The organism is Dorea sp. AM13-35, assembly GCF_003473885.1.
GTDB classification, from domain to species: domain Bacteria; phylum Bacillota; class Clostridia; order Lachnospirales; family Lachnospiraceae; genus Dorea_D; species Dorea_D hominis.
The window spans coordinates 1-24,217 of the sequence record NZ_QUCZ01000013.1; the positions used below are offsets into that span (position 1 = coordinate 1).

General features: G+C 39.5%; 25 protein-coding genes and 1 pseudogene. 22 read left to right on the top strand and 4 right to left on the bottom strand.

Features of this window, described 5'->3' with window-relative positions; translation table 11 throughout:
- Positions 1-216: 216 nt before the first annotated feature.
- Entirely contained in the window at positions 217-867 is a 651-nt protein-coding gene (locus DW152_RS12540; protein ID WP_118288767.1) for a GntR family transcriptional regulator, read from the bottom strand.
- Between the two features lie 397 nt (positions 868-1,264).
- Between DW152_RS12540 and proC the strand changes: the two genes are divergently transcribed.
- The 12 genes from proC to feoB all read left to right on the top strand — a co-directional run bounded on the left by proC (position 1,265) and on the right by feoB (position 13,600).
- Positions 1,265-2,059, top strand: coding sequence for a pyrroline-5-carboxylate reductase (gene proC / locus DW152_RS12545; RefSeq protein WP_021861295.1), 795 nt, complete (start codon positions 1,265-1,267; stop codon positions 2,057-2,059).
- A 414-nt stretch (positions 2,060-2,473) separates the two neighbouring features.
- Positions 2,474-2,692, top strand: coding sequence for a cation transporter (locus DW152_RS12550; RefSeq protein ID WP_021861296.1), 219 nt, complete (start codon positions 2,474-2,476; stop codon positions 2,690-2,692).
- Between the two features lie 57 nt (positions 2,693-2,749).
- The gene (locus DW152_RS12555; protein WP_118288768.1) at positions 2,750-4,618 is read left to right on the top strand and encodes a heavy metal translocating P-type ATPase; all 1,869 of its coding nucleotides are present in this window, start codon (positions 2,750-2,752) and stop codon (positions 4,616-4,618) included.
- 493 nt (positions 4,619-5,111) lie between these two features.
- Positions 5,112-5,867, top strand: a complete 756-nt coding sequence (locus tag DW152_RS12560; RefSeq protein WP_040015611.1) for a hypothetical protein — start codon at positions 5,112-5,114, stop codon at positions 5,865-5,867.
- 317 nt (positions 5,868-6,184) lie between these two features.
- Positions 6,185-6,382 carry a hypothetical protein gene (locus DW152_RS12565; RefSeq protein ID WP_117792577.1) on the top strand — a complete coding sequence of 66 codons (198 nt, stop codon included), beginning with the start codon at positions 6,185-6,187 and terminating at the stop codon, positions 6,380-6,382.
- A 73-nt stretch (positions 6,383-6,455) separates the two neighbouring features.
- The gene (locus DW152_RS12570) at positions 6,456-6,830 is read left to right on the top strand and encodes a hypothetical protein (RefSeq protein ID WP_117792575.1); all 375 of its coding nucleotides are present in this window, start codon (positions 6,456-6,458) and stop codon (positions 6,828-6,830) included.
- A gap of 131 nt (positions 6,831-6,961) precedes the next feature.
- Entirely contained in the window at positions 6,962-8,176 is a 1,215-nt protein-coding gene (locus tag DW152_RS12575; RefSeq protein WP_117792573.1) for an XRE family transcriptional regulator, read from the top strand.
- Between the two features lie 783 nt (positions 8,177-8,959).
- Entirely contained in the window at positions 8,960-9,160 is a 201-nt protein-coding gene (locus DW152_RS12585; RefSeq protein ID WP_117792571.1) for an excisionase, read from the top strand.
- A gap of 78 nt (positions 9,161-9,238) precedes the next feature.
- Complete coding sequence (locus tag DW152_RS12590) at positions 9,239-10,423, top strand: site-specific integrase (protein ID WP_117792569.1); 1,185 nt, start codon at positions 9,239-9,241, stop codon at positions 10,421-10,423.
- Positions 10,424-10,834: 411 nt separating this feature from the next.
- Positions 10,835-11,047, top strand: a complete 213-nt coding sequence (locus DW152_RS12595) for a FeoA family protein (RefSeq protein WP_021861298.1) — start codon at positions 10,835-10,837, stop codon at positions 11,045-11,047.
- Between the two features lie 68 nt (positions 11,048-11,115).
- The gene (locus DW152_RS12600; protein ID WP_021861299.1) at positions 11,116-11,337 is read left to right on the top strand and encodes a FeoA family protein; all 222 of its coding nucleotides are present in this window, start codon (positions 11,116-11,118) and stop codon (positions 11,335-11,337) included.
- 79 nt (positions 11,338-11,416) lie between these two features.
- Complete coding sequence (gene feoB, locus DW152_RS12605; RefSeq protein ID WP_118288769.1) at positions 11,417-13,600, top strand: ferrous iron transport protein B; 2,184 nt, start codon at positions 11,417-11,419, stop codon at positions 13,598-13,600.
- A gap of 167 nt (positions 13,601-13,767) precedes the next feature.
- Here the strand turns inward: feoB and DW152_RS12610 are convergent, their stop codons facing one another.
- The gene (locus DW152_RS12610; RefSeq protein WP_118288770.1) at positions 13,768-14,133 is read right to left on the bottom strand and encodes a metal-dependent transcriptional regulator; all 366 of its coding nucleotides are present in this window, start codon (positions 14,131-14,133) and stop codon (positions 13,768-13,770) included.
- A gap of 201 nt (positions 14,134-14,334) precedes the next feature.
- Here DW152_RS12610 and DW152_RS12615 point away from each other — a divergent pair, with 201 nt between their 5' ends.
- From DW152_RS12615 to DW152_RS12630, 4 genes are all read left to right on the top strand, one after another.
- Positions 14,335-14,472, top strand: a complete 138-nt coding sequence (locus tag DW152_RS12615) for a FeoB-associated Cys-rich membrane protein (RefSeq protein WP_021861302.1) — start codon at positions 14,335-14,337, stop codon at positions 14,470-14,472.
- Positions 14,473-14,490: 18 nt separating this feature from the next.
- The gene (locus DW152_RS12620; protein WP_243059950.1) at positions 14,491-14,934 is read left to right on the top strand and encodes a transcriptional repressor; all 444 of its coding nucleotides are present in this window, start codon (positions 14,491-14,493) and stop codon (positions 14,932-14,934) included.
- Positions 14,935-14,994: 60 nt separating this feature from the next.
- The gene (locus DW152_RS12625) at positions 14,995-15,360 is read left to right on the top strand and encodes a heavy-metal-associated domain-containing protein (RefSeq protein WP_118288771.1); all 366 of its coding nucleotides are present in this window, start codon (positions 14,995-14,997) and stop codon (positions 15,358-15,360) included.
- 91 nt (positions 15,361-15,451) lie between these two features.
- Positions 15,452-16,063 carry a DUF3841 domain-containing protein gene (locus DW152_RS12630; RefSeq protein ID WP_118288772.1) on the top strand — a complete coding sequence of 204 codons (612 nt, stop codon included), beginning with the start codon at positions 15,452-15,454 and terminating at the stop codon, positions 16,061-16,063.
- A gap of 112 nt (positions 16,064-16,175) precedes the next feature.
- Here DW152_RS12630 and DW152_RS12635 read toward each other — a convergent pair whose 3' ends face one another.
- The gene (locus DW152_RS12635; RefSeq protein ID WP_118288773.1) at positions 16,176-17,291 is read right to left on the bottom strand and encodes an acyltransferase family protein; all 1,116 of its coding nucleotides are present in this window, start codon (positions 17,289-17,291) and stop codon (positions 16,176-16,178) included.
- A 244-nt stretch (positions 17,292-17,535) separates the two neighbouring features.
- Here DW152_RS12635 and DW152_RS12640 point away from each other — a divergent pair, with 244 nt between their 5' ends.
- The 3 genes from DW152_RS12640 to DW152_RS12650 all read left to right on the top strand — a co-directional run bounded on the left by DW152_RS12640 (position 17,536) and on the right by DW152_RS12650 (position 20,967).
- Entirely contained in the window at positions 17,536-18,249 is a 714-nt protein-coding gene (locus DW152_RS12640; protein WP_021861307.1) for an IMP cyclohydrolase, read from the top strand.
- Positions 18,250-18,302: 53 nt separating this feature from the next.
- Entirely contained in the window at positions 18,303-19,481 is a 1,179-nt protein-coding gene (locus DW152_RS12645) for a phosphoribosylaminoimidazolecarboxamide formyltransferase (protein ID WP_021861308.1), read from the top strand.
- A gap of 91 nt (positions 19,482-19,572) precedes the next feature.
- Positions 19,573-20,967, top strand: a complete 1,395-nt coding sequence (locus tag DW152_RS12650) for an NAD(P)/FAD-dependent oxidoreductase (RefSeq protein ID WP_118288774.1) — start codon at positions 19,573-19,575, stop codon at positions 20,965-20,967.
- On the opposite strand, the gene DW152_RS12655 is transcribed toward DW152_RS12650, so the two are convergent.
- Positions 20,957-21,496, bottom strand: a complete 540-nt coding sequence (locus DW152_RS12655) for a TetR/AcrR family transcriptional regulator (protein WP_021861310.1) — start codon at positions 21,494-21,496, stop codon at positions 20,957-20,959. The genes DW152_RS12650 and DW152_RS12655 overlap by 11 nt on opposite strands.
- 119 nt (positions 21,497-21,615) lie before the next feature.
- Between DW152_RS12655 and DW152_RS12660 the strand changes: the two genes are divergently transcribed.
- From DW152_RS12660 to DW152_RS12670, 3 genes and pseudogenes are all read left to right on the top strand, one after another.
- Positions 21,616-22,479, top strand: a complete 864-nt coding sequence (locus tag DW152_RS12660) for a DegV family protein (protein WP_118288775.1) — start codon at positions 21,616-21,618, stop codon at positions 22,477-22,479.
- Between the two features lies 1 nt (position 22,480).
- Positions 22,481-22,606: pseudogene (locus DW152_RS12665) on the top strand (LysR family transcriptional regulator); the annotation flags it as partial.
- Between the two features lie 267 nt (positions 22,607-22,873).
- Complete coding sequence (locus DW152_RS12670; protein WP_118288799.1) at positions 22,874-24,211, top strand: MATE family efflux transporter; 1,338 nt, start codon at positions 22,874-22,876, stop codon at positions 24,209-24,211.
- Positions 24,212-24,217 lie beyond the last annotated feature (6 nt).

Here is a 24,217-nt window from a genome sequence, read left to right on the forward strand (position 1 = left end):
CATTCGGCTGTTAACCGAAGGGTCGTTGGTTCGAGCCCAACTCGGGGAGTTTGAAAACCTGTAAGACTATGACTTACAGGTTTTTCTGTTTCTTCCACAACAGCCAGAGGAAACTGTCTGTGCCGGGTTTTGTAATATTATATAAATAAAAAAGATATCTGATAAAATAATGAGTAATTACAAATCGGATATCTTTTTTGTGCTGTAATATAGTAGCTAAATATTGCGCGGACCATTTAAAGCAGTGGATTTTCCTGTGCCGAAATGGTCTGCTTTTAATATTGCAAAAGCTTTTTCGTAATTGCCTTTGCGCATGTACTGGATCATCTTCTTGAGGTTATCATTTGTCTTCGGGATTGCCATACCATTTTTAATAGAATACTGTCCGATCCGTACAAGTTCTGTCAGATTATTTTCATAGATGCGGTTGATTCGTTCATTTTCAAAAATACTGATGATCTCCCTGTGCATGGCTGCGTCTGCCAGTTCCCAGTTGTAGAGATCTCCGGCAGTCGCACACATACGCACGACTTTTTCCTCAATACGATAGGAATATTCCTCGTATCTGCCGGATGTGAAGATGAGCTCGAAAGCCGCACCTTCAAATAATTCACGGATTTGATAAATTTCCGTGATATCCTCATCTGTAATTTCTTTTACCATCATAGATTTGTAATAGTCGGAAACAATCAGACCTTCATTCTGTATCATCTGGATAGCGGATCGCACAGGACTGCGGCTCATACCAAGTTCTTTTGTAAGTTTTGCTTCCGTCAGAGTCATTCCCGGCGGATAAGTCAGATTCATAATATTTTCTTTAATAATTGTATAGGCACGATTTGCCAGTGATATATTTTTCTCAGCCATTATACACCTCTTCGTTGTTGTAAGAGTCGTTAATAAAGTATATATAATTATAATTGTATACAAATTATAACGATTTTTAGCGCAAAATTCAATATTAAAATTAAAAAATAGTGTTGACTTTTATAGAAAGTAGTGTTATAGTCACCATAGAAACAAGTTGTATACAAATTTGCGAAATGTATACCATTTTTTCTTTGAAACCATTTCACATTTAAGGAAAGCAGACAGCGATAGCTTCTGCAAGTACAGGATTATATTGTGGATCATAGAGAAGATATGAGGAATTATATCATTTGAAAAAGTGAAGGATACGAGGAAGCATATAATTTAAGAAGAGAAGTGAGAGATATAAGAAGGGAAATGGAATATAACCGCAGGAAAAAGGAAGGTATTTATAATGAAATTAGGATTTATCGGAACAGGCAATATGGCTTCAGCAATCATGGGTGGAGTAATTAAAAAAAATATTTTCCCGGCAGAGGAGATTATCGGAGCAGATTTATTTGCACCGGGACGAGAGAGAGTAAAAGAGCAGTTTGGAATTAACGTTACAGATAGTAATAAAGAAGTTATTGAAAAAGCAGAAGTTGTAATCTTATCTGTAAAACCACAGTTTTATGCAGATGTAATCGCTGAGATCAAAGATATTGTAAAACCGGAGCAGTTAATCATTACAATCGCACCAGGTAAGACATTAACATGGCTTGCTGATCAGTTTGGAAAAGCTGTGAAGATCACACGTACAATGCCGAATACACCGGCTATGGTTGGAGAAGGTATGACAGCAGCATGCCCGAACGAGCATATGACGGAAGAAGAGATTGCATATGTGAAGACAATTCTGGAAAGCTTCAGCAGAGTAGAAGTTGTACCGGAGAAATTGATGGATGCAGTAACAGCAGTCAGCGGAAGCTCACCGGCATATGTATATATGATGATTGAAGCTATGGCAGATGCAGCAGTTTCTGGTGGAATGCCAAGACCGCAGGCATACAAATTTGCAGCACAGGCTGTTCTCGGAAGTGCGAAGATGGTACTTGAGACAGGTAAACATCCAGGAGAATTAAAAGATATGGTATGCTCACCGGCAGGAACAACAATTGAGGCCGTACGTACTCTGGAAGAACTTGGTTTCAGAAGCTCTATTATCGAAGCAATGAAAGTTTGCGAAGAAGTATCTAAGAGCATGTAATGATGCCAGGGGCAATAAACTAAAAACATGATGCACTTGCAGATGAGTGGCTTAGGGCAACTTTTGAATCTAACATCATGTAATATAGAACCTTCTTAAGTTGAGGATTAAAAAGAATATCGGGGAAAAAGCAACTGTTTTGCGAAGTATAATCGTGAGGCAGTTGCTTTTTGTGTACGAAGTATACTAATCGAGTAGGGAATGCCTGCTCGATTTAAGGCTACGAGGAAAATGCATGAACTTGTGCGGATGAATTTATGTAAGCGAGTTGTATATAATGATTGGAAATTTTCATAATAATTTCCGCAAAATATATTGACAGAACTGTAAGCAGGAGTATAATAAAAACAAACGTATGAATAACTGTTCATATGATAAAACGAAAATAAGGGATATTTAAAGGAGAACAAAATTATGAAAAAAACTTACAAAATCGATGTTGACTGTGCAAACTGTGCAAACAAAATGGAAGATGCAGCAAAGAAGACAGCAGGAGTGAAAGATGCAACTGTAAACTTTATGGCATTAAAGATGATCGTTGAATTTGAAGAAGGTCAGGATCCGAAAGCTGTTATGCCAGAAGTTCTGAAAAACTGTAAGAAAGTAGAAGATGATTGCGAGATATTTTTATAAGATTTCGGTGGGAAGATTATAAAATAAGATTTGCAAGTATTATTGGGAGGTCCGGTAATGAATAAGAAGCAGAAAAAAGTATTTATCAGAATTATTATTGCATTTGCATTAATCATTATACTGAAATGGATTCCGGTAGAAGGATATGTAAGATTTGCACTGTATATGGTTCCGTATCTTGTCATTGGCTATGATATTTTGAGAAAAGCCGGGAAGGGAATCTTGAACAGACAGGTCTTTGATGAAAATTTCCTGATGGCAGTAGCGACAGTTGGTGCCATTGCACTGGGAGATTATACTGAAGGTGTATCCGTTATGCTTTTCTATCAGATCGGTGAGTTGTTCCAGAGCTATGCAGTTGGTAAGAGCCGCCGTAATATCAGTGAACTGATGGATATTCGCCCGGACTATGCAAATATCGAAAAAGATGGACAGTTAGAACAGGTAGATCCGGATGAAGTTGAAGTAGGAACGACAATCGTGGTACAGTCCGGAGAAAAGGTACCAATCGATGGTGTGATCCTGGAAGGAAGTTCCACTCTTAATACAAGTGCACTGACAGGAGAAAGCCTTCCGCGCGAAGTGAAGGCGGGAGATGAGATCATCAGCGGATGTATTAACATGACAGGTGTACTTAAAATATGTACAACGAAAGAATTTGGAGAATCTACAGTATCAAAGATCCTGGAACTGGTGGAAAATTCAAGCTCCAGAAAATCAAGATCCGAGAACTTTATTTCAAAATTTGCTAAATATTATACACCTGCAGTCTGCTACGGCGCGCTGGCACTTGCTGTTCTGCCACCGCTGGTAAGAATGACTGCTCTGGGACTTGCACCAGAATGGGGAGACTGGATTTACCGTGCACTTACATTCCTTGTAATCAGTTGTCCGTGCGCATTGGTAATCAGTATTCCGCTTAGTTTCTTTGCCGGTATTGGCGGAGCAAGTAATCAGGGGATTCTGGTAAAGGGTTCTAACTATCTGGAGACACTCGCCTCTACAAAATATGTAGTATTTGATAAAACAGGTACAATGACGCAGGGAGTGTTTGAAGTCAGTGGTGTACATCATAATGAGATGGATGCAGAGAAGCTCCTGGAATATGCAGCGCTGGCAGAGTGCTCATCCTCACATCCGATCAGTAAGAGCTTACAGAAGGCTTATGGAAAGTCGATTGACCGTAACCGTGTGACAGATATTGAAGAGATTGGTGGAAATGGAGTAACTGCCAAAGTAGATGGAATCTTGGTTGCAGCAGGAAATGTGAAACTTATGAAGAAACTTGGAATCTCCTATATGGATTGCCACAGTGTGGGAACGATTGTCCATATGGCAGTTGACGGTAAATATGCAGGTCATATTCTTATTTCTGATTTGATCAAACCACATGCAGCACAGGCAATAGCAGAGTTAAAGCGTGCAGGTGTTAAGAAAACGGTTATGCTGACCGGAGATGCTAAAAACGTAGCAGAGCAGGTGGCAGAAGAACTTGGGATCCAGGAAGTACACAGCGAATTACTGCCAGCCGACAAAGTAGCAAAAGTTGAAGAACTGTTGAAACAGAAGACAGAAAAAGAAAAGCTTGCATTTGTCGGCGACGGAATCAATGATGCACCGGTACTTTCCAGAGCAGATATCGGTATTGCAATGGGTGCGCTTGGTTCAGATGCAGCAATTGAAGCGGCAGATATTGTGCTGATGGATGATGATCCGCTGAAAATTTCAAAGGCGATCAAAATTGCAAGAAAATGTATTCGAATTGTTTATCAGAATATTTATTTCGCACTTGGAATCAAGGGAATTTGTCTGCTTCTCGGAGCAATCGGTGTTGCAAATATGTGGATGGCTATTTTCGCAGACGTAGGAGTTATGGTGATTGCCGTATTAAATGCGATCCGCGCATTGTTTGTGAAAAATATATAATACTCGCTTTAAATATAAGTATAAAATCGTATAATAAAAAAGAAGTGATAACACAAATGTTCTTGTGTTATCGCTTTTTTTATATTAAAAAAAGAGTAAAAATCGAATTATCCGCATAAACACAGGGATTTTAAGCAATATGAAACAAAAAATAAAAGAATTTTACCACTAATTTACTACGAATGAAAGAACCTTGATACGACAGAGAAAACAGCATAAATAAAGGCAAAATTGGCATTTCATACAGAATATGAGATGTCTTTTTTGTTGCTGTAATACAGTATAACTATTCTTTTTCTGCTTGATTATTAATCATTTTTTAGGACATGAATTGTCAAGAGCTTGTTGCGTAGCAATGTTTACACTCTTGATAATTTATGGAATAAAAAATATTCTGACAGATACTAGAAAAGTGATGACTACTCAATTTTCTAATGATATAATATGATAAATAATAATAGATAAACTTGAAGTGATTAAGGAAGTGTATGCCATGAAAAAATTTTTGAAAATAATGTTAATCATAATTGGAGCGATTTCTTTGATTTTTGTAGCTCTGATAGGGATTGGGTTATTTGTTGATGTTGAATATGATGACCATATTGAAAATGGTCGTTATACTTATGTTCCGGAAGAAGAAAATAAAGATAATGAATACGTGGAATTTACGATAAATGATTATGATAAAAATAATGCCAAGCTTGTATATTATGACACGATTGAAGAAGCTATTCAACTTTCCACTTTGAATGCTGAAAATGAGGAACTTTCGGTTCCTGCTGATTTTCTTAATCATGTTGATGAAACCTTGCATATATGGCAAGGCAAAAAATATGATACGATTTTCTATCGGGCTGGAAATGATAACGATGATATTCAAGGCTTAGTAATGGCTCGTTGTAAAAAGCAGATACAGAATGGGCATACACAATACGCATTTATAAATGCTACACCGGTTACAACGAAACGAGATAGAATTTTGTTAGATGATATTACAGAGCTTATTCACTCTTCTTTGAAATTAAGTGATTTCCAACAAGACTTAAACCCCGATTATCCAAGCAAGCGTTTTGTTTACGGCTATGCACATGATAAAGAAATCTATTCATTGGAAGTAGAAGGACAAAAACCGGACGGTGTAATTGAAATCAATGTATATGACAGAGTCATGTATCTATGGTATTACAATGACTTACAAAGTAACAAAAGAGGTGACTGTTTAAGCTATTCGGTAGATGTACCTAAATAAAATGACATTTTTACATAATACTATATTATTAGTTAGGCAGACGGAGTGATCCAGACACGGTGGCAGGAAAATCTTTCAGATTTTTCTGCCATGTCTTGCAAGTGGCTGGTTTACTTCGTCTGTGAGCGAGCCTGTGGCGAGCGAAGATTAAGCCCCCGTTATCTAACAAGGGGGGCAGAAAAAACAAAAGACAATAGACATTTACAAACGGAAAACGTTGTATTTACAAGGTAAAACTGCATTTTGTAACGTGTGATATAAAAAGTGTCTATTTCACATGGCAAATATATATGAACTTATTAAGGAGGATTATATAGATGAATATTGCAATGATTTTAATAGGTGGTCTTATTTTTCTTTCTTTTCCATTTATTGTTTTGCAAAAAATCAAAAAAACGAAACAAGAAAATACAGACGAAGCAAAGAAAAAATTAAATTTATTTCTTATTTGCACAATTCCCGTTCCAGTAGTTGCTATTATACTTTTCTTAATGGGACTGAAAACATTATTGTAATTAAAAATCACTGACTTAAATATTGTTGTGCTGATATGAAAAAATATAGAGATTGCATGAAAGGACAATTTGAATGTTAATTTTAGGAATTATTGTTGTTATTGTCAGCTTATACCTGCTGTATCTAAAATATAGGGTTGTTTTTACTGGCGAAAAATGCAAAGGAAAAATAATAGGTATTGTAGACCAAAACGCTGGGTATGTTGTTGGTGGAGCTTTTGTAAAAAAACACGCCTACATCATAAAGATTAAGAATAAAAAATATTATACGGCACACGGTTGTATCCTGTTATCACTGGGAAAAAGAAAAATTGGGAAAGAAATATTTGTATTTAAGAATGAAAAGTATGGAAAAGAGGTTTTCAAGTGTTTTGATTTTCGTATAGAAATTGTAACTCTTTTGACGTGTTTATTTGGGGTATTTCTGATTTATGAGAGCTTGCAATAAAGGTAAATAATTTCATATTCATACGCATAAGCAGTTGGTCTTAGGATTAACTGCTTTTTCTATACAGATTTTTATTAACAGGCAATTATCAAGATACGGTAGTTGCCTTTTTTGATTGGAGGAATTTTAGAATGAATGATAAAAACTTTATTGAAGAATTAAGGCAAAAACGTGAAAAATACGGTGTAACACAAACTAGGCTTGCGGTTGCCTGTGGTATCAGCCGTGAGTATTACAACCGCATTGAAAAAGGCAAACAGCCATTGAATAACGAATTAAAGGAAATCATAGAAAAACAGATTGAGCGTTTCAATCCACGAGAGCCGTTATTCCTGCTGATTGATTACTTTCGTGTCCGCTTTCCTACTACGGACGCATTAAAGATTATCCGTGATGTACTGCAACTGAAAGCCGATTATATGCTGTATGAAGATTATGGAAAATACGGGTATGAAAGCAAATATGTGCTTGGCGACATCAATGTCATGTGTTCCATGCAGGAACATTTAGGGGTTCTATTGGAACTGAAAGGGAAAGGCTGTCGGCAACTGGAAAGTTATCTGCTGGCACAGGAACGCTCATGGTATGAGTTTATGCTTGATTGCATGACGGCTGACGGTGTGATGAAACGGCTTGACTTGGCTATCAATGACCGAGCAGGAATATTAGATATTCCAAAGTTAAAGGAAAAATATATGGCTGGAGAATGTGTTTCCTATTTCCGTAAACAGAAAAATTATGGCAGTACAGAAAAATGCGGTGATGATATACCAAAGAATACAGGCGAAACTTTATATCTTGGTTCAACAAGTAGCGAACTGTATATGTGTGCTTATCAAAAAAACTATGAGCAGTATGTCAAGAATGGCACAGAAGTTGAAGATACTGAGATTAAGAACCGCTTTGAAATACGCATGAAGAATGAGCGAGCCTATTATGCCGTTGTAGATTTGCTGACTTATCGGGACGCTGAACGTACTGCTTTTTCTATCATCAATCATTATGTCCGCTTTGTAGATAGAGAGGACGATAAACCGAAAAGTCAATGGAAAATAAACGAGGATTGGGCTTGGTTTGTAGGGGATAACAGAGAACCGATACGCTTAACTACAAAGCCAGAGCCTTATACGTTGCAAAAAGCATTACATTGGTTACAAAGACAGGTTGCACCGACCATAAAAATGGTACAGGCATTAGACAGAGAAAATCATACAACGATACTGAAAGATATGATTGAGCAGGCAGAACTCAAAGACAAGCATAAACACTTATTACAGTTAGAAAAATCAACCATAGAAGAACGTATAGATACCGCTGTTCCACAAGAGAATGACGGTATTTTTTAATTTCTTCAAAAAATCTGCAACAAAACATCAACTAGCGTACAGATATGGTGCGAGAAAAGGAAATCTAACTTTTTTTAAATAAGGTCATAAAATTTTCCTTTGGTGTACAGATATGGAGTGTAAGAAGAAATTGAAATTTTTTTGAAAAATCTGCAACAAAATAAGACTTCTGTTCCTTATATGGTGTGGGAAAAGAAAACCGAAACTTTTTTGAAAACAGGTCATTAAATCTGTGGTTACTGTCCTTATATGGTGTAAAAGAAGAAATTATTTTCAATTTCAACTTAACATTTGAGAGTTTCCATTCCCTATATGGTGCAGGAAAAGAGAGTTTAACTATTTTCATTTCAACTTAGCAACTGGACGTTTATTGTACAGATATGAAGTGAAAAGAGAAAAAGTTTTGAATATTGGTTACACTTCTGCTCTTTTCCAACGCGTTATATAGGAAAGACGATTTTCTTCTTTCATCTGTTCTTTGACAAGTGAATAAAGCAGTCTGATACGTTAGGCAGACAGCGAGCCGTTGGAGCTGATACGCCATGACCTTTTCCCTGTGAAGCGAGCGGAAACTGTCAGCGTCCATGTAAAAGAGTTATCCCCTTTTATTGCCATGACCTGTCCTGTCTGATAATGATACTCCCGTACAGCCACAGCTTGAGCGTTCAGAGCGTCGCACGCAATGGGTACGGCTACATAAGGACTATGCAGAGGTGGAACTCCTGTGGGCTATGATAAAGCCGTCAGACTGCGTAAAAATCAAAAAAAAGGAGGTGCAGTCTTATGTATGATTTCAATATGCCATTATGGGGACGCTACCTTATGACCATTGAGGAAGCGTCCAGCTATTTCCGTATCGGAGAAAACAAGCTCCGCCGTATTGCAAATGAATACAAAGAGGAATGTGTTGTGATGAACGGAAACCGTATGCTGATTAAGAAAAAGAAACTGGAACATCTGATTGATAAATTGGAAGAAATCTAATGCAAAAGAGCTTTGTGCGTGATATGATAAGCATATGTCGTAACAAGGCTCTTTCAGCTTTGAAAGGAGTTTTGAAAGATGTCAGAAAAAAGACGGGATAACAAAGGTCGCATTTTAAGGACTGGAGAGAGCCAGAGAACAGACGGCAGATATATGTATAAATATGTTAATCGTGCAGGCGAAACAAAGGTTGTATATTCATGGAAACTTGTACCTACGGACAGAGTTCCAAAAGGAAAGCGTGATGATATATCTCTTAGAGAAAAAGAACGGGAGATACAGCGTGATTTAGAGGACGGAATAGATACCAAAGGCAAGAAAATGACCTTATGCGAGCTGTATGCCAAAAAGACAGCACAAAGAAGCAATGTCAAGAAAAACACACAGACAGGGCGAAAGTACCTCATGGACGCATTGGAACAGGACAGGCTGGGCTCTCGGAGCATAGACAGCATTAAACCGTCTGACGCTAAAGAGTGGGCAGTCCGAATGAAAGAGAAAGGATATAGCTTTAAAACTATCCATAACTATAAGCGTTCCTTAAAGGCTTCTTTCTACATGGCAATCGAGGACGATTATGTTAGGAAGAACCCTTTTGATTTTCAGTTAAGCGAAGTGATTGAGGACGACAGCGAAAGCAGACAGGCATTGAGCGAAGAACAGGAAGAATATTTACTGACCTTCCTTCAACAGGATACGGTTTATCAGAAGTATTATGATGATATATTGATACTGCTGAAAACAGGCTTGCGAATATCGGAATTATGTGGACTGACAGCACAGGATTTAGACTTTGAAAACCACACAATCAATATCGACCACCAGCTCTTACGCAATCAAGAGGGATATTACATAGAAACACCGAAAACAAAGTGCGGAATAAGGAAAGTTCCTATGAGTGAAGAAGCCGGAAAAGCGTTGCAAAGAGTGTTGAAAAGAAAAACCGGAAAAAGCATTCAGATTGACGGTTACCGTAATTTCCTGTTTCTCAATCAGAAAGGTATGCCTATGGTGGCTTGCAATTACACTTCTGCATTGAAGAATATCGTAAAGAAATACAACAAGTACCATGAAGAACCTTTGCCAAAGATAACACCGCATATATTAAGACATACCTTTTGTACACGATTAGCACAGAAGAATATGAACCCAAAGAACCTGCAATACATTATGGGGCATTCCAGCATAATGATAACGCTGAACCTGTACGCCCACGCTTCACAGACAGGGGCAAACATGGAAATGCGAAGCCTGATAGCGTAGTGATTTACAACGAAATTTACTACGATAAAAGGACAAAAGGTGCGGAGTTATGAGGGGTTATAAGAAGTATCTGCCAAAAGGAAAACACCGACAAAGCCAGTAAAACAGGGATATATCGGTGTTGTAAGAACTTATGAAAAGATAATCAGAAATTTAGTTTATGTTTTATGATAAAAATGCCATAGTACCAAGAAAAAACTGCGGCGGCAGATTTCTAATTTTGATGTAACATCCGGAAAATGTTGAAAATTCTTTGGCTTTTGCATGATTAAGTTATAATGACATTGATAGATGACACGACTATTGAGAAAATATAATCAATAAAAATATTGACAGAAAAGATAAATTAGCATAAACTAACTAACGTAAAATGAAAACGTTTATCATTAATATGTAGAAGGAAGAGGTAAGATGATGCCGTTAGCAATGGTAAAACCAGGTGAAGAATGTACAATTAAAAAAATTGGTGGAAAAGAAGAGACACGCCGGTTTTTGGAAAACCTTGGATTTGTAGTCGGAGGTATTGTAACGGTCGTGTCGGAAGTCGGAGGTAATCTGATCATTAATGTGAAAGATTCCAGAGTTGCCCTCGGTAAAGATATGGCAAATAAAATCATGGTATAATCCATGAAGCTCGTTCCGAAGGAACATAAAAAGATAACAATAAAGGTATGAAAGAAGGGATTAAGGGAATGAAAACTCTGAAAGATGTAGCCGTTGGGAAGACTGTCAAAGTTGCAAAGCTTACTGGTACTGGTCCGGTAAAAAGAAGAATCATGGACATGGGTATTACAAAAGGTGTTGAGATCTTTGTAAGAAAAGTAGCACCGCTTGGTGATCCGGTCGAGGTAACTGTAAGAGGATATGAACTGTCCTTAAGGAAAGTAGATGCCGAAATGATTGAGGTAGAATAAATTTTTAACCAGTAGTTAGCAGATGCTAACAAGACAGGCGAAACAAGCAGAAAGCAATAATTAATGAAGGAGAAAAAATATGTCAGTAAAAATTGCGCTTGCAGGTAATCCGAATAGCGGTAAGACAACATTATTTAACGCACTGACTGGTTCCAATCAGTTTGTTGGTAACTGGCCGGGAGTTACAGTAGAGAAAAAGGAAGGTAAGTTAAAAGGACATAAAGATGTTGTAATCATGGACTTACCGGGTATTTATTCATTATCTCCATATACACTGGAGGAAGTCGTAGCAAGGAACTATCTGATCGGTGAGAGACCGGATGCGATCATCAATATTGTAGATGGTACAAATATTGAGAGAAACTTATATCTGTCTACACAGATCATGGAACTGGGAATCCCGGTTGTTATGGCAATCAACATGATGGACATTCTTGCTAAGACAGGAGATAAAATTCATCTTGACAAATTAAAAGAAAAACTTGGATGCGATGTAGTTGAGATTTCTGCATTAAAGGGAACAGGAATCAAAGCAGCAGCAGAGCAAGCTGTTAAACTTGCTAACCAGAAGAGTGCAGGGGCACCGGTTCACGAATTTTCAACAAAAGCTGAGAGTGTGATCGAGCAGGTTGAAGGAAAGCTTTCAGGAATCGTATCTGATGATCAGAAGAGATTCTTTGCAATCAAACTTCTGGAGAAGGATGACAAGATTCAGACACAGATGAAACAGACAGTTGATGTTTCTTCTGAAATTAAAGAACTGGAAGATACATTTGATGACGATACAGAAAGTATCATCACAAATGAGAGATATGTATACATTTCTTCTATTATCGGAGAGTGTGTTACAAAAGCGAAAAAAGGTGAGAAGCTTACAACATCTGATAAAATTGACCGTATCGTTACAAACAGATGGCTTGCGCTTCCAATCTTCGCAGTCATCATGTATGCAGTATATTATGTATCTATTTCAACACTTGGTGGAATTTTAACAGACTGGACAAATGATAAACTGTTTGGTGAGTGGATCATTCCGGCAGCACAGAGTTTCTTTGAAGGAATTGGCTGCGCAGACTGGTTAACGGGTCTTATCGTTGACGGTATCATTTCCGGTGTCGGTGCCGTACTTGGTTTCGTACCGCAGATGTTAGTTCTGTTTTTCTTCCTTGCAATCTTAGAGTCTTGTGGATACATGGCACGTGTTGCATTTATCATGGACAGAATCTTCCGTAAATTCGGTCTTTCCGGTAAATCTTTCATCCCGATGCTGATCGGTACAGGATGTGGAGTCCCTGGAGTAATGGCTTCTCGTACAATTGAGAACGACAGAGACCGTAAGATGACAATTATGACAACAACATTTATCCCATGTGGAGCTAAACTTCCGATCATTGCCCTGATCGCAGGTGCGCTGTTCAGAAATGCTTTATGGGTTGCACCAAGTGCATATTTTGTAGGAATCGCAGCAATTATCTGTTCAGGTATCATGCTGAAGAAGACAAAAATGTTTGCCGGTGAGCCGGCACCGTTCGTAATGGAGCTGCCTGCTTATCATATGCCTACAGCAGGAAATGTATTAAGAAGTATGTGGGAGCGTGGATGGTCTTTCATCAAAAAAGCTGGTACGATCATCACACTTTCAACTATCGTTGTTTGGTTCTTATTAAACTTCGGCTGGACAAACGGACATTTTGGAATGTTGAACTTTGACGGACTTGAGGGAGCAGCACTGGAAGCAGCTCAGGCTCAGTGTGTTCTTGCTAAGATCGGAAACCTGATCGCATGGATCTTCGCACCACTTGGATGGGGTAACTGGAAAATGGCGGTTGCAGCTATCACAGGTCTTGTAGCAAAAGAGAACGTAGTAGGTACATTCGGACAGTTATTCGGATTTGCAGAAGTTGCAGAAGACGGAAAAGAAATCTGGGGAACACTTGCAAGCAGCATGACTCAGATTGCAGCTTATTCCTTCCTCGTATTCAACCTTCTGTGTGCACCTTGCTTCGCAGCAATGGGAGCTATTAAGAGAGAGATGAACAACATTAAATGGTTCTGGTTTGCAATCGGATACCAGTGTATCCTTGCTTATCTTGTATCTCTGTGTATTTATCAGTTCGGTACCCTGGCAACAGGCGGTGGATTCGGAATCGGTGTAGTAGTAGCAATCCTGATTGTGATCGGATTCTTATACATGCTCTTCCGTCCATACAAAGAGAGCCAGACTTTAAATGTTAATATCAAGACTACAGCAAAAGCAAAATAAGCCATAGGTATACATACGTCTAAAAAAGCAGTTGATTCTAAGTGAGTCAACTGCTTTTTATTAGTGCGACGGAGAAATGCGTCATGCTTGCATGGCAACATTTGACGAACGCTAATTTAATGAAAAAACTCGTAAAGCGTATTTTGTTCACTGTGGTGTGCATTATTTTAACGCTCTGCAATGTATTTTTTAATCGCTTCAAAACTCTGTCCGCTTATTACATGTTCAATACGGCAGGCATCTTCAGCAGCAATGTCGGCATCGACACCGATGGATGTTAGCCAGCCGGTAAGGAAAGTATGACGTTCATAAATCTTGTTTGCAATCTCCAGACCACTTCCTGTCAGATGGATATGTCCGTTCTCGTCTACTTTAATGTAATTGTCAGCACGCAGATTCTTCATAGCGACGCTGACGCTTGGCTTTGAGTAGGATAACTCCTGGGCAATGTCGATCGAGCGTACATTACCAAGACGGTTTTGAAGAACGAGGATCGTTTCCAGATAGTCTTCGGCAGATTCCCTTATAACCAATACAGATCACCTCTTTTCATATGAAATCTTTTGTTTCCAACATTTAAATTCATTATAGCACAGAAATAAAGTGTCAGCAACGAAACAATAATTATCAGAAAATGATAAAAAATATTTAATAATGGTATTGACAGACAATGATGGTTAGCATATACTAACTATTATAAAAATGAAAATACTTATCATTTAGGAGGCGATCATATGGCAACTTTTATTGTCGGAGCAGTAGTACTTGCAGTTGTTGGACTGATTATCAGAAGTATGGTTAAAGATAAAAAGAACGGAAAATCATTACAGTGTGGATGTGATTGTAAACATTGTAATGGACATTGTCACTAATCGGGGAGGAAGGTACCTATGGCATACGAAAATTCCAATCAGAATTATCAGAGAACGAAGATGCAGAAAGATATGATCATCAAGCGGCTGAGAGAGGAAGGGTGCAGAATCACCAAACAGAGACGGATGCTTCTGGATGTGATTCTGGAAGAAGAGTGTTCCTGCTGCAAAGAGATTTATTATCGGGCATCCAAGGTAGACCCGGGTATTGGAACGGCTACGGTTTATCGTATGGTAAATAAGCTGGAAGAGATTGGAGCTATCAGCAGGAAGAACATGTATAAGATCTCATGCGGTGCAGAGTGTGACCGTGAAGATACATGTACGGTGGAATTTGATGATAATACAGTAAAGCATTTTTCAGCAAAGACATGGAATCGCGTGATTCTGGCAGGCTTGAAAGCATATGGCTATGTGAATGATCAGAAGATCCGCAGTGTAGAGATGCAGTCTTGCATGTAAGAGTCATAGCAGATTCAGAAGAGACAGTAATATAGAAAAAAACAATGGGAAGGAATAGCAATGGCAACAATCGTAATTTGTCTGATTCTGGTTGTAATTTGTATAGTCGGAATCAGAAGTATGATAAATCGAACAGCACACGGCTGTTGCGGCGGTGGCGGAGATAATGTGAAGAAGGTTAAGGTTGAAGATAAGAATGTGTCACATTATCCGTACACATGCACAGTTGGAGTCAGCGGAATGACCTGTTCCAATTGCAAAAAGAGAGTTGAGAATGCATTTAACGAAAAAGAAGGTGTTTATGCAGTCGTAGATCTTGCGAAAGCGCAGGCAGTTATACATATGAAGGAAAAAATGCCGGAAGATGAGATTATGAGCATGATCTGGCAGAGCGGTTATGAACCGGACGGATTAAAATTTTCCTAAAAGAAAATGACATTTCTATCTTGACGCTTTATAATAAAACCAGAGGAAAGAGCGGATAAAGTGATCTGCAGACGGATAAGGAGGAAATGTCATGGGGAAGATGATAAGACTGTATACCAGACAGAACGATAAGACACTCAGGCAGCTTGAGCGGGATGGAAGAATTATCAACCACCGCGCATATGTAGAGATGCATTTTGGAGATATTGCTCCACTCTTTATGGAAAGTTATGACTGGTTTACAAAAGAAGCAGCGAAGATGCTTCCAAAGCCGGAAGATGTGCATGCACCGATCTGGTGTTCCATCAGCAAAGATAACTGTTTAAAACCGATTCCGGGAACTGTCGTGTATGTACTGGAAGTACCGGAAGATAAGGTTATTTATTTTGACGATGTGAAATGGGATTATGTACTGAACCGGATATACCTGCCGGATAATGATGAAGATGCGGCGGCCTATAAGAAGCATCTGAAAGAGATCGGAGTAAGCAACAGTTTTGAATTCTTTGAAGGACGTTATAAAGGAATGTATCCGGAAGAAGTTGCAAAGATTCGGGAGAGCTGGAAGAGAGCATTCCGGATTGATAAATGGACGATCTTCAATGTCTGTGGCAATATCTGGGAAATCAGAAAAGAGTGGGTGCGTAAGATTGTTCATCCGGGAGAGGAGATTCCGGCTGATACGGATCTGATTGAAGGATAGAGGCATAAAGACAATATACGTCATCACCATAAAAAGAAGACTTCTGAAGTACAGAGGTCTTCTTTTTATATGAGTGGGGCAGGCAGCGTACGTCGTTAATGAAGGAAAGCCTTTAATCTGTTCTGTTAGTGGAAAGGGTACAGCTAAACAACTGCAGCGTTCCAGGTTCCAGTGCCGGATTGGAAACTTCCAGATAATGCACAGGAAGAAAACGGAACGGGAAAGCTAACTGTTGTATGGAAAGTTTAAGTACTGTAGGAAGATTGGAAACCAGGCCGGTCAGTCTGCTGAATGGCAATGCAGAAAACAGCAGTGCCAGAGCCGTACAGAAGAAGAGCAGAATGAGAGATTTTGTCAGAGTATCCACATGATCCAGCAGTGTTGTACATTCTTTCAGATAAGAATAGGTCAGTCCGTGAAACAGATAAATTGCCATTGTCCGGCTTCCAATATAGGAAAGCAGATTCTGGCGGTCTGTGATAAGACTAAAAATAGCAAATGTAAGAATGAAGCTTACTGCATAACAGAATAACCGGCAGAAGATTCCTTCGGCGTTTGTCTGTCCTAAGAAATCATAATTGTATCTGCCATAAAAAATTTTCGGCGAATATTCTGTGTGTGTTTCATCTAAAATCAAATAAAGAATAAATGTTGCAATAACACATGCGGAAAAGAGCTGGCATTTTCTTGTGCGGAGAGTATTCAGAGTATCTCTGGAAAATATAGTTCCGGCGAGGAAAAATGGATAAAATACAAGAATCCTCGGCAGGCTTAAAAAATTGTCAGCCATATCACTGCATCCGATCAAGAGCCCAAGTCCGACAGAAAGCAACATATAGTATGGAAGCTTTTTGAAATACGGTGTGACAGCTCTCCATGCAAATAAAGCCAAAATATACCAAAGGGAGAACTTCGGATATAACAGATATAAGCTGGTTTCTTTATGAAGTACATAAATATAGAAGAAATAATATATAAATTCATAAATCAAATACGGAATAACCAGTTTTTGAAATAATTTTGCAAAAGTCAGTTCACGTTTGGAAAAATAGCCGGATATGAAAATGAATGCCGGCATATGAAAGGACACAATCAGCCATTTTAAAGTATATAAAAAATCATTATTTCGATAGGATGGCTCGGTAAAATGTCCGATGATGACCAGAATGATCAATAATACTTTGTAGTTATCGAATAAATAATCTCTTTGTCTGTTCTTTGATTCCATAATATCTGCTCCTGGATTAGCGAATAGATTTCAAAACCGCATTTATTTTACTCTTTTTTATTTCTGCGTACAAGATAAAAATTGCATAAAAATGTAATAAAATTGTAATATAATCTTAACAAAATTAATGCTTTTCAGAGCAAACAAAAGAAAGAGTTCGGTTGTTGACACTTGTATCAATTCCAGATTTCTTATATAATGAATGCACAGCTTAAAACCAATCAGAAGAAGGAGACGTATTCTTATGGAAATGTTAGCAATTGAAAAAGAACTGAAAGAAAATTCCTATCCAGGAAGAGGTATCGTTATAGGCAGAAGTGCAGACGGAAGTAAAGCTGTAACTGCCTATTTTATTATGGGAAGAAGTGAGAACAGCCGGAACCGTGTGTTTGTAGAAGACGGACAGGGAATCCGTACACAGGCATTTGATCCGGCGAAACTGACAGATCCGAGCCTGATCATCTATGCACCGGTTCGTGTACTGGGGAATAAGACGATCGTTACAAACGGAGATCAGACCGATACGATCTATGAAGGTATGGATAAGCAGATGACATTCGAACAGTCATTGAGAAGCCGTGAATTTGAACCGGACGGACCGAACTATACACCACGTATTTCCGGTATTATGCATATTGAGAATGGAAAATACAACTATGCCATGTCTATTCTTAAGAGTAATAATGGTGATCCTTCCGGATGTAACCGCTATACATTTGCATATGAGAATCCGGCAGCAGGAGAAGGACATTTCATTCATACATACCAGCATGATGCCAATCCACTGCCAAGCTTTGAGGGAGAGCCGAAGCTTGTTCAGATCCCGGATGGAATCGATGCATTTACAGAGCTTCTGTGGAGCAGCCTGAATGAAGACAATAAAGTATCTTTATTTGTACGTTATATTGATATCGAAACAGGAGAGTATGAGACAAGAATTGTCAACAAGAACCAGTAAGAACAGAATATAGAGAATATAGAAATCACATATGAAAAGTCAGGAGTGTAAACATGAAAGAATTAGAATTAAAGTATGGTTGTAACCCGAATCAGAAACCATCTAAGATCTATATGAAGAATGGAAAAGATCTGCCGATCCAAGTGTTAAACGGACGTCCGGGATATATTAATTTCTTGGATGCGTTTAATGGATGGCAGCTTGTAAGTGAGCTTAAGAAAGCAACCGGACTTCCGGCAGCAACTTCTTTTAAACATGTATCACCGGCAGGCGCTGCCGTAGGTCTTCCGCTGAGCGATACACTGGCTAAGATTTACTGGGTAGATGATCTTGGAGAGTTGTCTCCGCTAGCAAGTGCTTATGCAAGAGCAAGAGGAGCAGACCGTATGTCTTCCTTCGGTGATTTTATTTCGCTGTCTGATGTGTGCGATGTAGATACTGCAAAGCTGATCAAGAGAGAAGTGTCAGACGGTGTGATCGCACCGGGCTATGAGCCGGAAGCACTGGAGATTTTAAAAGCAAAGAAAAAAGGCAATTACAATGTTATCCAGATTGATCCGGATTATGTACCGGATCCGATGGAACACAAAGAAGTATTTGGAATTACTTTTGAGCAGGGACGAAATGAATTAAAGATTGATGATGATTTCTTTGCTAAGATTGTGACTGAGAATAAAGAACTGACAGAGCAGGCAAAGATTGATCTTGCGATCTCTATGATCACTCTGAAATATACACAGTCAAATTCTGTATGCTTTGTCAAAGACGGACAGGCAATTGGTATCGGAGCAGGACAGCAGTCACGTATCCACTGTACACGTCTGGCAGGTCAGAAAGCAGATAACTGGTGGTTAAGACAGTCTCCGCAGGTAATGAATCTTCCGTTTGTAGATGGAATCCGCCGTGCAGACAGAGATAATGCGATCGATCTTTACATTGGTGAAGATTATATGGATGTACTTGCTGACGGGGCATGGGAGAATATTTTCAAAGAAAAACCGGAAGTATTTACAAGAGAAGCGAAGAGAGAATGGCTGGATAAGCTGACAGATGTATCACTTGGTTCGGATGCATTCTTCCCATTTGGGGATAATATTGAACGTGCCCACAAGAGTGGTGTAAAATACATTGCACAGCCGGGTGGTTCTGTACGTGACGACAATGTGATCGATACATGCAACAAGTATGATATGGTAATGTCGTTTACAGGTATTCGTCTGTTCCATCACTAGATCCATTACCAGAACAGCCGGGGAGCTCTCACCGGTTTGTTCTGTGCCACAGGAGTGTTGCACGAATATAAAACCAGGAAGGTGAAAATGATTGAATAATCAATATGATGTAATTATTATAGGAGCAGGTCCGTCAGGAATTTTCTGCGCCTATGAACTGACGCGGCAGAAACCGGATCTGAAAGTCCTTATGCTGGAAAAAGGAAGATCTATAGAAAAGCGACAGTGTCCGAAGCGTAAGACGAAAGTCTGCGTGGGATGTCAGCCGTGTTCCATCACAACCGGATTTGCAGGAGCAGGAGCATTTTCCGATGGAAAATTATCGCTGTCACCGGATGTCGGCGGTACACTGCCGGAGATTTTAGGATATGAGAAAGCAGAAGAACTGATTCATGAGGCAGATGATATTTATCTGAAATTCGGAGCAGATAAGAAGGTATACGGCATTGAAGACTATGAGGCAATCGAAGCAATTCGTACTAAAGCAATCCGTGCGAATCTGAAGCTGATCGAATGTCCGATCCGTCATCTGGGAACGGAAGAAGGTTATAAGATTTATACAAGACTGCAGGAACATCTGATAAAGAGCGGTGTTGAGATAAAATTTATGACAATGGTGAAGAACATTCTGGTAGAAGATGGCGTTGCAAAAGGTGTGCTCACGGAGCAGGGCGAGGCGTTCTATGCACCGGAAATTGTAGCCGGAATCGGTCGTGAAGGTTCTGAGTGGTTTTCGCATATCTGTAAGGAACATGGCATCGATACCAAGAATGGTACAGTAGATGTCGGTGTTCGTGTGGAAGTGCGTGATGAGATCATGAAGGAACTTAATGAGAAACTGTATGAAGCAAAGCTTGTATACTATACACCAACCTTTGATGATAAAGTACGTGTATTCTGTACGAATCCGTCAGGAGAAGTTGCGACAGAATATTATGATGACGGGCTTGCCGTTGTAAACGGACATGCTTATAAATCAAAAGATATGAAGACAAAGAATACGAACTTTGCACTTCTTGTATCCAAGAATTTTACAGAGCCGTTTAAATCACCAATCGAATATGGTAAACATATCGCACAGCTTGGCAATATGTTAAGTGACGGTAAGATCCTGCTACAGAGATACGGAGATTTCCGCAGGGGAAGAAGAACAACAGAAGAGCGTCTTCACCGTAACAATATTACGCCGACACTGAAAGATGCAGTGCCGGGAGACCTGTCACTGGTATTTCCACACAGAATCATGGTTGCGATTGACGAGATGATCCAGGCACTTGATAAAGTAACACCGGGTATTGCGTCGGATGAGACATTGCTGTATGGCGTGGAAGTGAAGTTCTATTCCAATAAAGTTGTAGTTGGACAGGATTTTGAGACCAGCATCAAAGGATTACGTGCGATGGGAGACGGTGCTTCCATTACAAGAGGACTGCAGCAGGCATCTGCGAATGGTCTGTGGGTAGCGCGCTGTATCCTTAATCAGTAGTCAGAGAAAGAAGAATCTGTACGATTTCATCGACAGGTTCTTTCTTTTTTCCTTTTTCCCATTCGATGAATGTATTTAAAAGTGCACCTGCGTAAAAATACAATTCATAGATAGAACCGGAGTAATAAGGAGCGACATAAATACGCATATAGTCATTGATGGCATTAATCATAAGGGAGTACAAACCGGCTTTTTCTAATGTCAGAAACAGAGAAGTGTACTGATCAAAATAATGCAGTGCCTGACGGATCGATGTCTCACGGCGAAGCATGACAAGGGTAATGTCTTTCGGGCAGACTTCCTGATAACCGTCAATGACTTCCTGCAGATAGTTGCCGAGAGCTTCGGTTTTATCTTTGAAATAGTGGTAAAAAGTCATGCGGGATACGCCGGCAGTTTTTACAATGTCGGAGATGGTAATGGAATCAAAGTCTTTTTTGTAAACAAGAGCAATAATCGCTTCTCCGATACACTGTCGGGTAAAACGTGTCCGCTTTGTGTATTTTCTGGAAAATAATTTTCGTGTCATGAGAAGGCTCCTTTCTTACACTTTCACGTCTTTTGTAAATTGTATCACAGATATGTATGAGATACAATTAAATGTAGTAATAAAAACTACGTGATAAAGATGAAGGGAAATTATTTAGAATGAGCAAGATTGTGATTTTAGCCGAGACGGGTTCGGATATAACAGAAGAAGTGGCGAAAGAATATGGGATAAAATTAGTGCCGATGCACGTCTCCTTTGGAAAAGATACGAAGGATGACGGAACATTTCCGGCAGAAGAAATCTATGCGTATTACGAGAAGACCGGTGAGTTGCCGCGGACAAGTGGAAGCGTACCGGAAGATTTCCGGCGTGTAATCGCAGAAATCAGAGAGGAAGATCCGGAGTGTGAGCTTTTATATCTGGCATATTCAGCAGTGACAACCTGTTCTTACCAGAGCGCCCAGATTGCAATTGATACAGATGATATTGAAAGAATTGCCTGTGTGGATACAAAACATGTGGCAGCAGGTCAGTATATGGTGGTGGTTGAAACCGCAAAAGCAATTAAGGCGCATCCGGAGTGGACACTTTCTGAGGCGAAAGAAGCGGCGGAGAAGATTTCAGCAAGTGTACATATGTGTTTTATACCTGATACATTGAAATTCTTAAGAGCAGGCGGAAGAGTCAGCAATGGTGCGGCAATTGCAGGAGAGCTGTTAAAACTGCATCCACAGATTGAGATTCTGGATGGATATTTGCAGGCCACGAAGAAGCATCGTGGCAAAATGAAGAAGATTGCAGTAAAAGTAATCCAGGAATATATCAAAGAACAGAAACTGGATCTTAGTGAACTGTATCTGATCTGGTCTCCGGGAATGGATGAACATACAAAAGAAATTGCAGAAAATGCCGCAAAAGAGTGTGGCGTGAAGAAAATCACATGGGTGCGTACCGGGGGTGTGATCACCTGTCACGGAGGTCCGGGAGCATTTGGCGTGGTAGGAATCTGCAGGGAAGGATAATATGACATTACAGCATTTAAAATATATTCTTACAGTGGCAAAGAAAGGCTCGATCAGTGAAGCCGCGCGGGAATTGCATATTTCACAACCCAGCCTTTCCAATGCGATCAAAGAAGTGGAGAAGGAACTCTGCTTTCCGGTAATTTCCGTATCATCAATGTTATGCTGTCTCTGACTCTGCTGGAATGTGTTGCCGGAATGTTACGTGTTTAAAAAAAGATGATTTTCACCTCGGGAAGATACACCGCTGGATCATGTGCTGACCGGTTAAAGTGTGAACAAGTGCTGCTGGTTTACAGAAGTAAAACAGAAGTGTTATACTTATTGCGGTATGAGTAATTGAAAATCTAAAGGAGAGGTGAATCAATTGAAAAAGAATAAATATGAGATTGATATGTGCAATGGAACCATTATGGACAAATTGATTTCTTTTTCTGTGCCGTTAATTTTGTCCGGAATCTTACAGCTTTTGTTTAATGCGGTAGATATTATTGTGGTTGGAAGATTCAGCGGAAGTCAGGCACTGGCAGCTGTCGGTTCAACAACAGCACTTATTAATATTTTTACGAATTTATTTATCGGAATATCACTTGGGGCAAATGTGCTCGCAGCAAGATTCTATGCAGCACAAAAAGATAAAGAAATGTCGGAAACGGTACATACAGCGATTATGCTGGCGCTTATAAGCGGTGTAGTAATGCTGTTTGTCGGTATCTTTTTTGCCAGAGGTGCGTTGGAACTTATGGGAACACCGGATGATGTTATCGGTCAGTCCACTTTATATATGCGGATTTATTTTGCCGGGATGCCATTTTTTATGCTGTATAACTATGGTGCGGCGATCCTTCGTGCAGTCGGAGATACAAAGCGGCCATTGTTGTTCCTGATCGTATCAGGTGTTGTCAATGCGTGTCTGAATCTTTTTCTCGTTATTGCTTTTCATCTGGGCGTTGCCGGAGTGGCAATCGCAACTGTTACTGCGCAGGGAATTTCCTGTGCGCTTGTGCTTCGCTGTCTGCAACGGTCACAGGCAAGTTATCAGTTACGTTTCAGAGATCTTAAGATCCGTGGCTGCTATGTGCAGCAGATTTTCCAGGTAGGACTGCCGGCGGGAATCCAGAGCACAGTTATTAATTTTTCCAACGCATTATTACAATCTTCGGTAAACTCTTTTGGTTCAATTGCAATGGCAGGGTATACAGCAGCCAACAATTTGTTTGGATTTTTGTATGTGTCAACGAACTCGATCACACAGGCATGCATGAGTTTTACAAGCCAGAATTACGGAGTCGGTAAATGGAAGAGAATGGATCGGGTACTGTTTGACTGTATAATCTTATCGGTTGCAGTTATGCTGATTCTTGGCGGTGGAATGTATTTCTTCGGACCGGAGGTACTGAAAATATATACAACGAATCCGCGGGTTATTAGTTGTGGAATGGAAGTTCTGACTTATACGACACTTACTTATTTTCTGTGTGGTATCATGGATCTCCTTCCGGGAGCTCTTCGTGGTATGGGATATTCATCTGTGCCGATGATCCTGTCAATCATAGGAACAGTAGGTACGAGAATTGTATGGATCTTTGGAATCTTCCCGAACCACCGTTCACTGGATATTTTATTTATTTCTTATCCGGTATCATGGATGATAACGATTGTGCTTCAGGTCATCTGTTTTTATTTTGTGCGACGGAAAGTTCATGCACGTCCGGGTGTATCAGAAACGTAAAACCGG

Excerpts from the sequence above, each read along its gene's own strand:
- DW152_RS12540 (WP_118288767.1), bottom strand. The coding sequence starts at position 867 with ATGGCTGAGAAAAATATATCACTGGCAAATCGTGCCTATACAATTATT.
- proC (WP_021861295.1), top strand. The coding sequence starts at position 1,265 with ATGAAATTAGGATTTATCGGAACAGGCAATATGGCTTCAGCAATCATG.
- DW152_RS12550 (WP_021861296.1), top strand. The coding sequence starts at position 2,474 with ATGAAAAAAACTTACAAAATCGATGTTGACTGTGCAAACTGTGCAAAC.
- DW152_RS12555 (WP_118288768.1), top strand. The coding sequence starts at position 2,750 with ATGAATAAGAAGCAGAAAAAAGTATTTATCAGAATTATTATTGCATTT.
- DW152_RS12560 (WP_040015611.1), top strand. The coding sequence starts at position 5,112 with ATGAAAAAATTTTTGAAAATAATGTTAATCATAATTGGAGCGATTTCT.
- DW152_RS12565 (WP_117792577.1), top strand. The coding sequence starts at position 6,185 with ATGAATATTGCAATGATTTTAATAGGTGGTCTTATTTTTCTTTCTTTT.
- DW152_RS12570 (WP_117792575.1), top strand. The coding sequence starts at position 6,456 with ATGTTAATTTTAGGAATTATTGTTGTTATTGTCAGCTTATACCTGCTG.
- DW152_RS12575 (WP_117792573.1), top strand. The coding sequence starts at position 6,962 with ATGAATGATAAAAACTTTATTGAAGAATTAAGGCAAAAACGTGAAAAA.
- DW152_RS12585 (WP_117792571.1), top strand. The coding sequence starts at position 8,960 with ATGTATGATTTCAATATGCCATTATGGGGACGCTACCTTATGACCATT.
- DW152_RS12590 (WP_117792569.1), top strand. The coding sequence starts at position 9,239 with ATGTCAGAAAAAAGACGGGATAACAAAGGTCGCATTTTAAGGACTGGA.
- DW152_RS12595 (WP_021861298.1), top strand. The coding sequence starts at position 10,835 with ATGATGCCGTTAGCAATGGTAAAACCAGGTGAAGAATGTACAATTAAA.
- DW152_RS12600 (WP_021861299.1), top strand. The coding sequence starts at position 11,116 with ATGAAAACTCTGAAAGATGTAGCCGTTGGGAAGACTGTCAAAGTTGCA.
- feoB (WP_118288769.1), top strand. The coding sequence starts at position 11,417 with ATGTCAGTAAAAATTGCGCTTGCAGGTAATCCGAATAGCGGTAAGACA.
- DW152_RS12615 (WP_021861302.1), top strand. The coding sequence starts at position 14,335 with ATGGCAACTTTTATTGTCGGAGCAGTAGTACTTGCAGTTGTTGGACTG.
- DW152_RS12620 (WP_243059950.1), top strand. The coding sequence starts at position 14,491 with ATGGCATACGAAAATTCCAATCAGAATTATCAGAGAACGAAGATGCAG.
- DW152_RS12625 (WP_118288771.1), top strand. The coding sequence starts at position 14,995 with ATGGCAACAATCGTAATTTGTCTGATTCTGGTTGTAATTTGTATAGTC.
- DW152_RS12630 (WP_118288772.1), top strand. The coding sequence starts at position 15,452 with ATGGGGAAGATGATAAGACTGTATACCAGACAGAACGATAAGACACTC.
- DW152_RS12635 (WP_118288773.1), bottom strand. The coding sequence starts at position 17,291 with ATGGAATCAAAGAACAGACAAAGAGATTATTTATTCGATAACTACAAA.
- DW152_RS12640 (WP_021861307.1), top strand. The coding sequence starts at position 17,536 with ATGGAAATGTTAGCAATTGAAAAAGAACTGAAAGAAAATTCCTATCCA.
- DW152_RS12645 (WP_021861308.1), top strand. The coding sequence starts at position 18,303 with ATGAAAGAATTAGAATTAAAGTATGGTTGTAACCCGAATCAGAAACCA.
- DW152_RS12655 (WP_021861310.1), bottom strand. The coding sequence starts at position 21,496 with ATGACACGAAAATTATTTTCCAGAAAATACACAAAGCGGACACGTTTT.
- DW152_RS12660 (WP_118288775.1), top strand. The coding sequence starts at position 21,616 with ATGAGCAAGATTGTGATTTTAGCCGAGACGGGTTCGGATATAACAGAA.
- DW152_RS12670 (WP_118288799.1), top strand. The coding sequence starts at position 22,874 with ATGTGCAATGGAACCATTATGGACAAATTGATTTCTTTTTCTGTGCCG.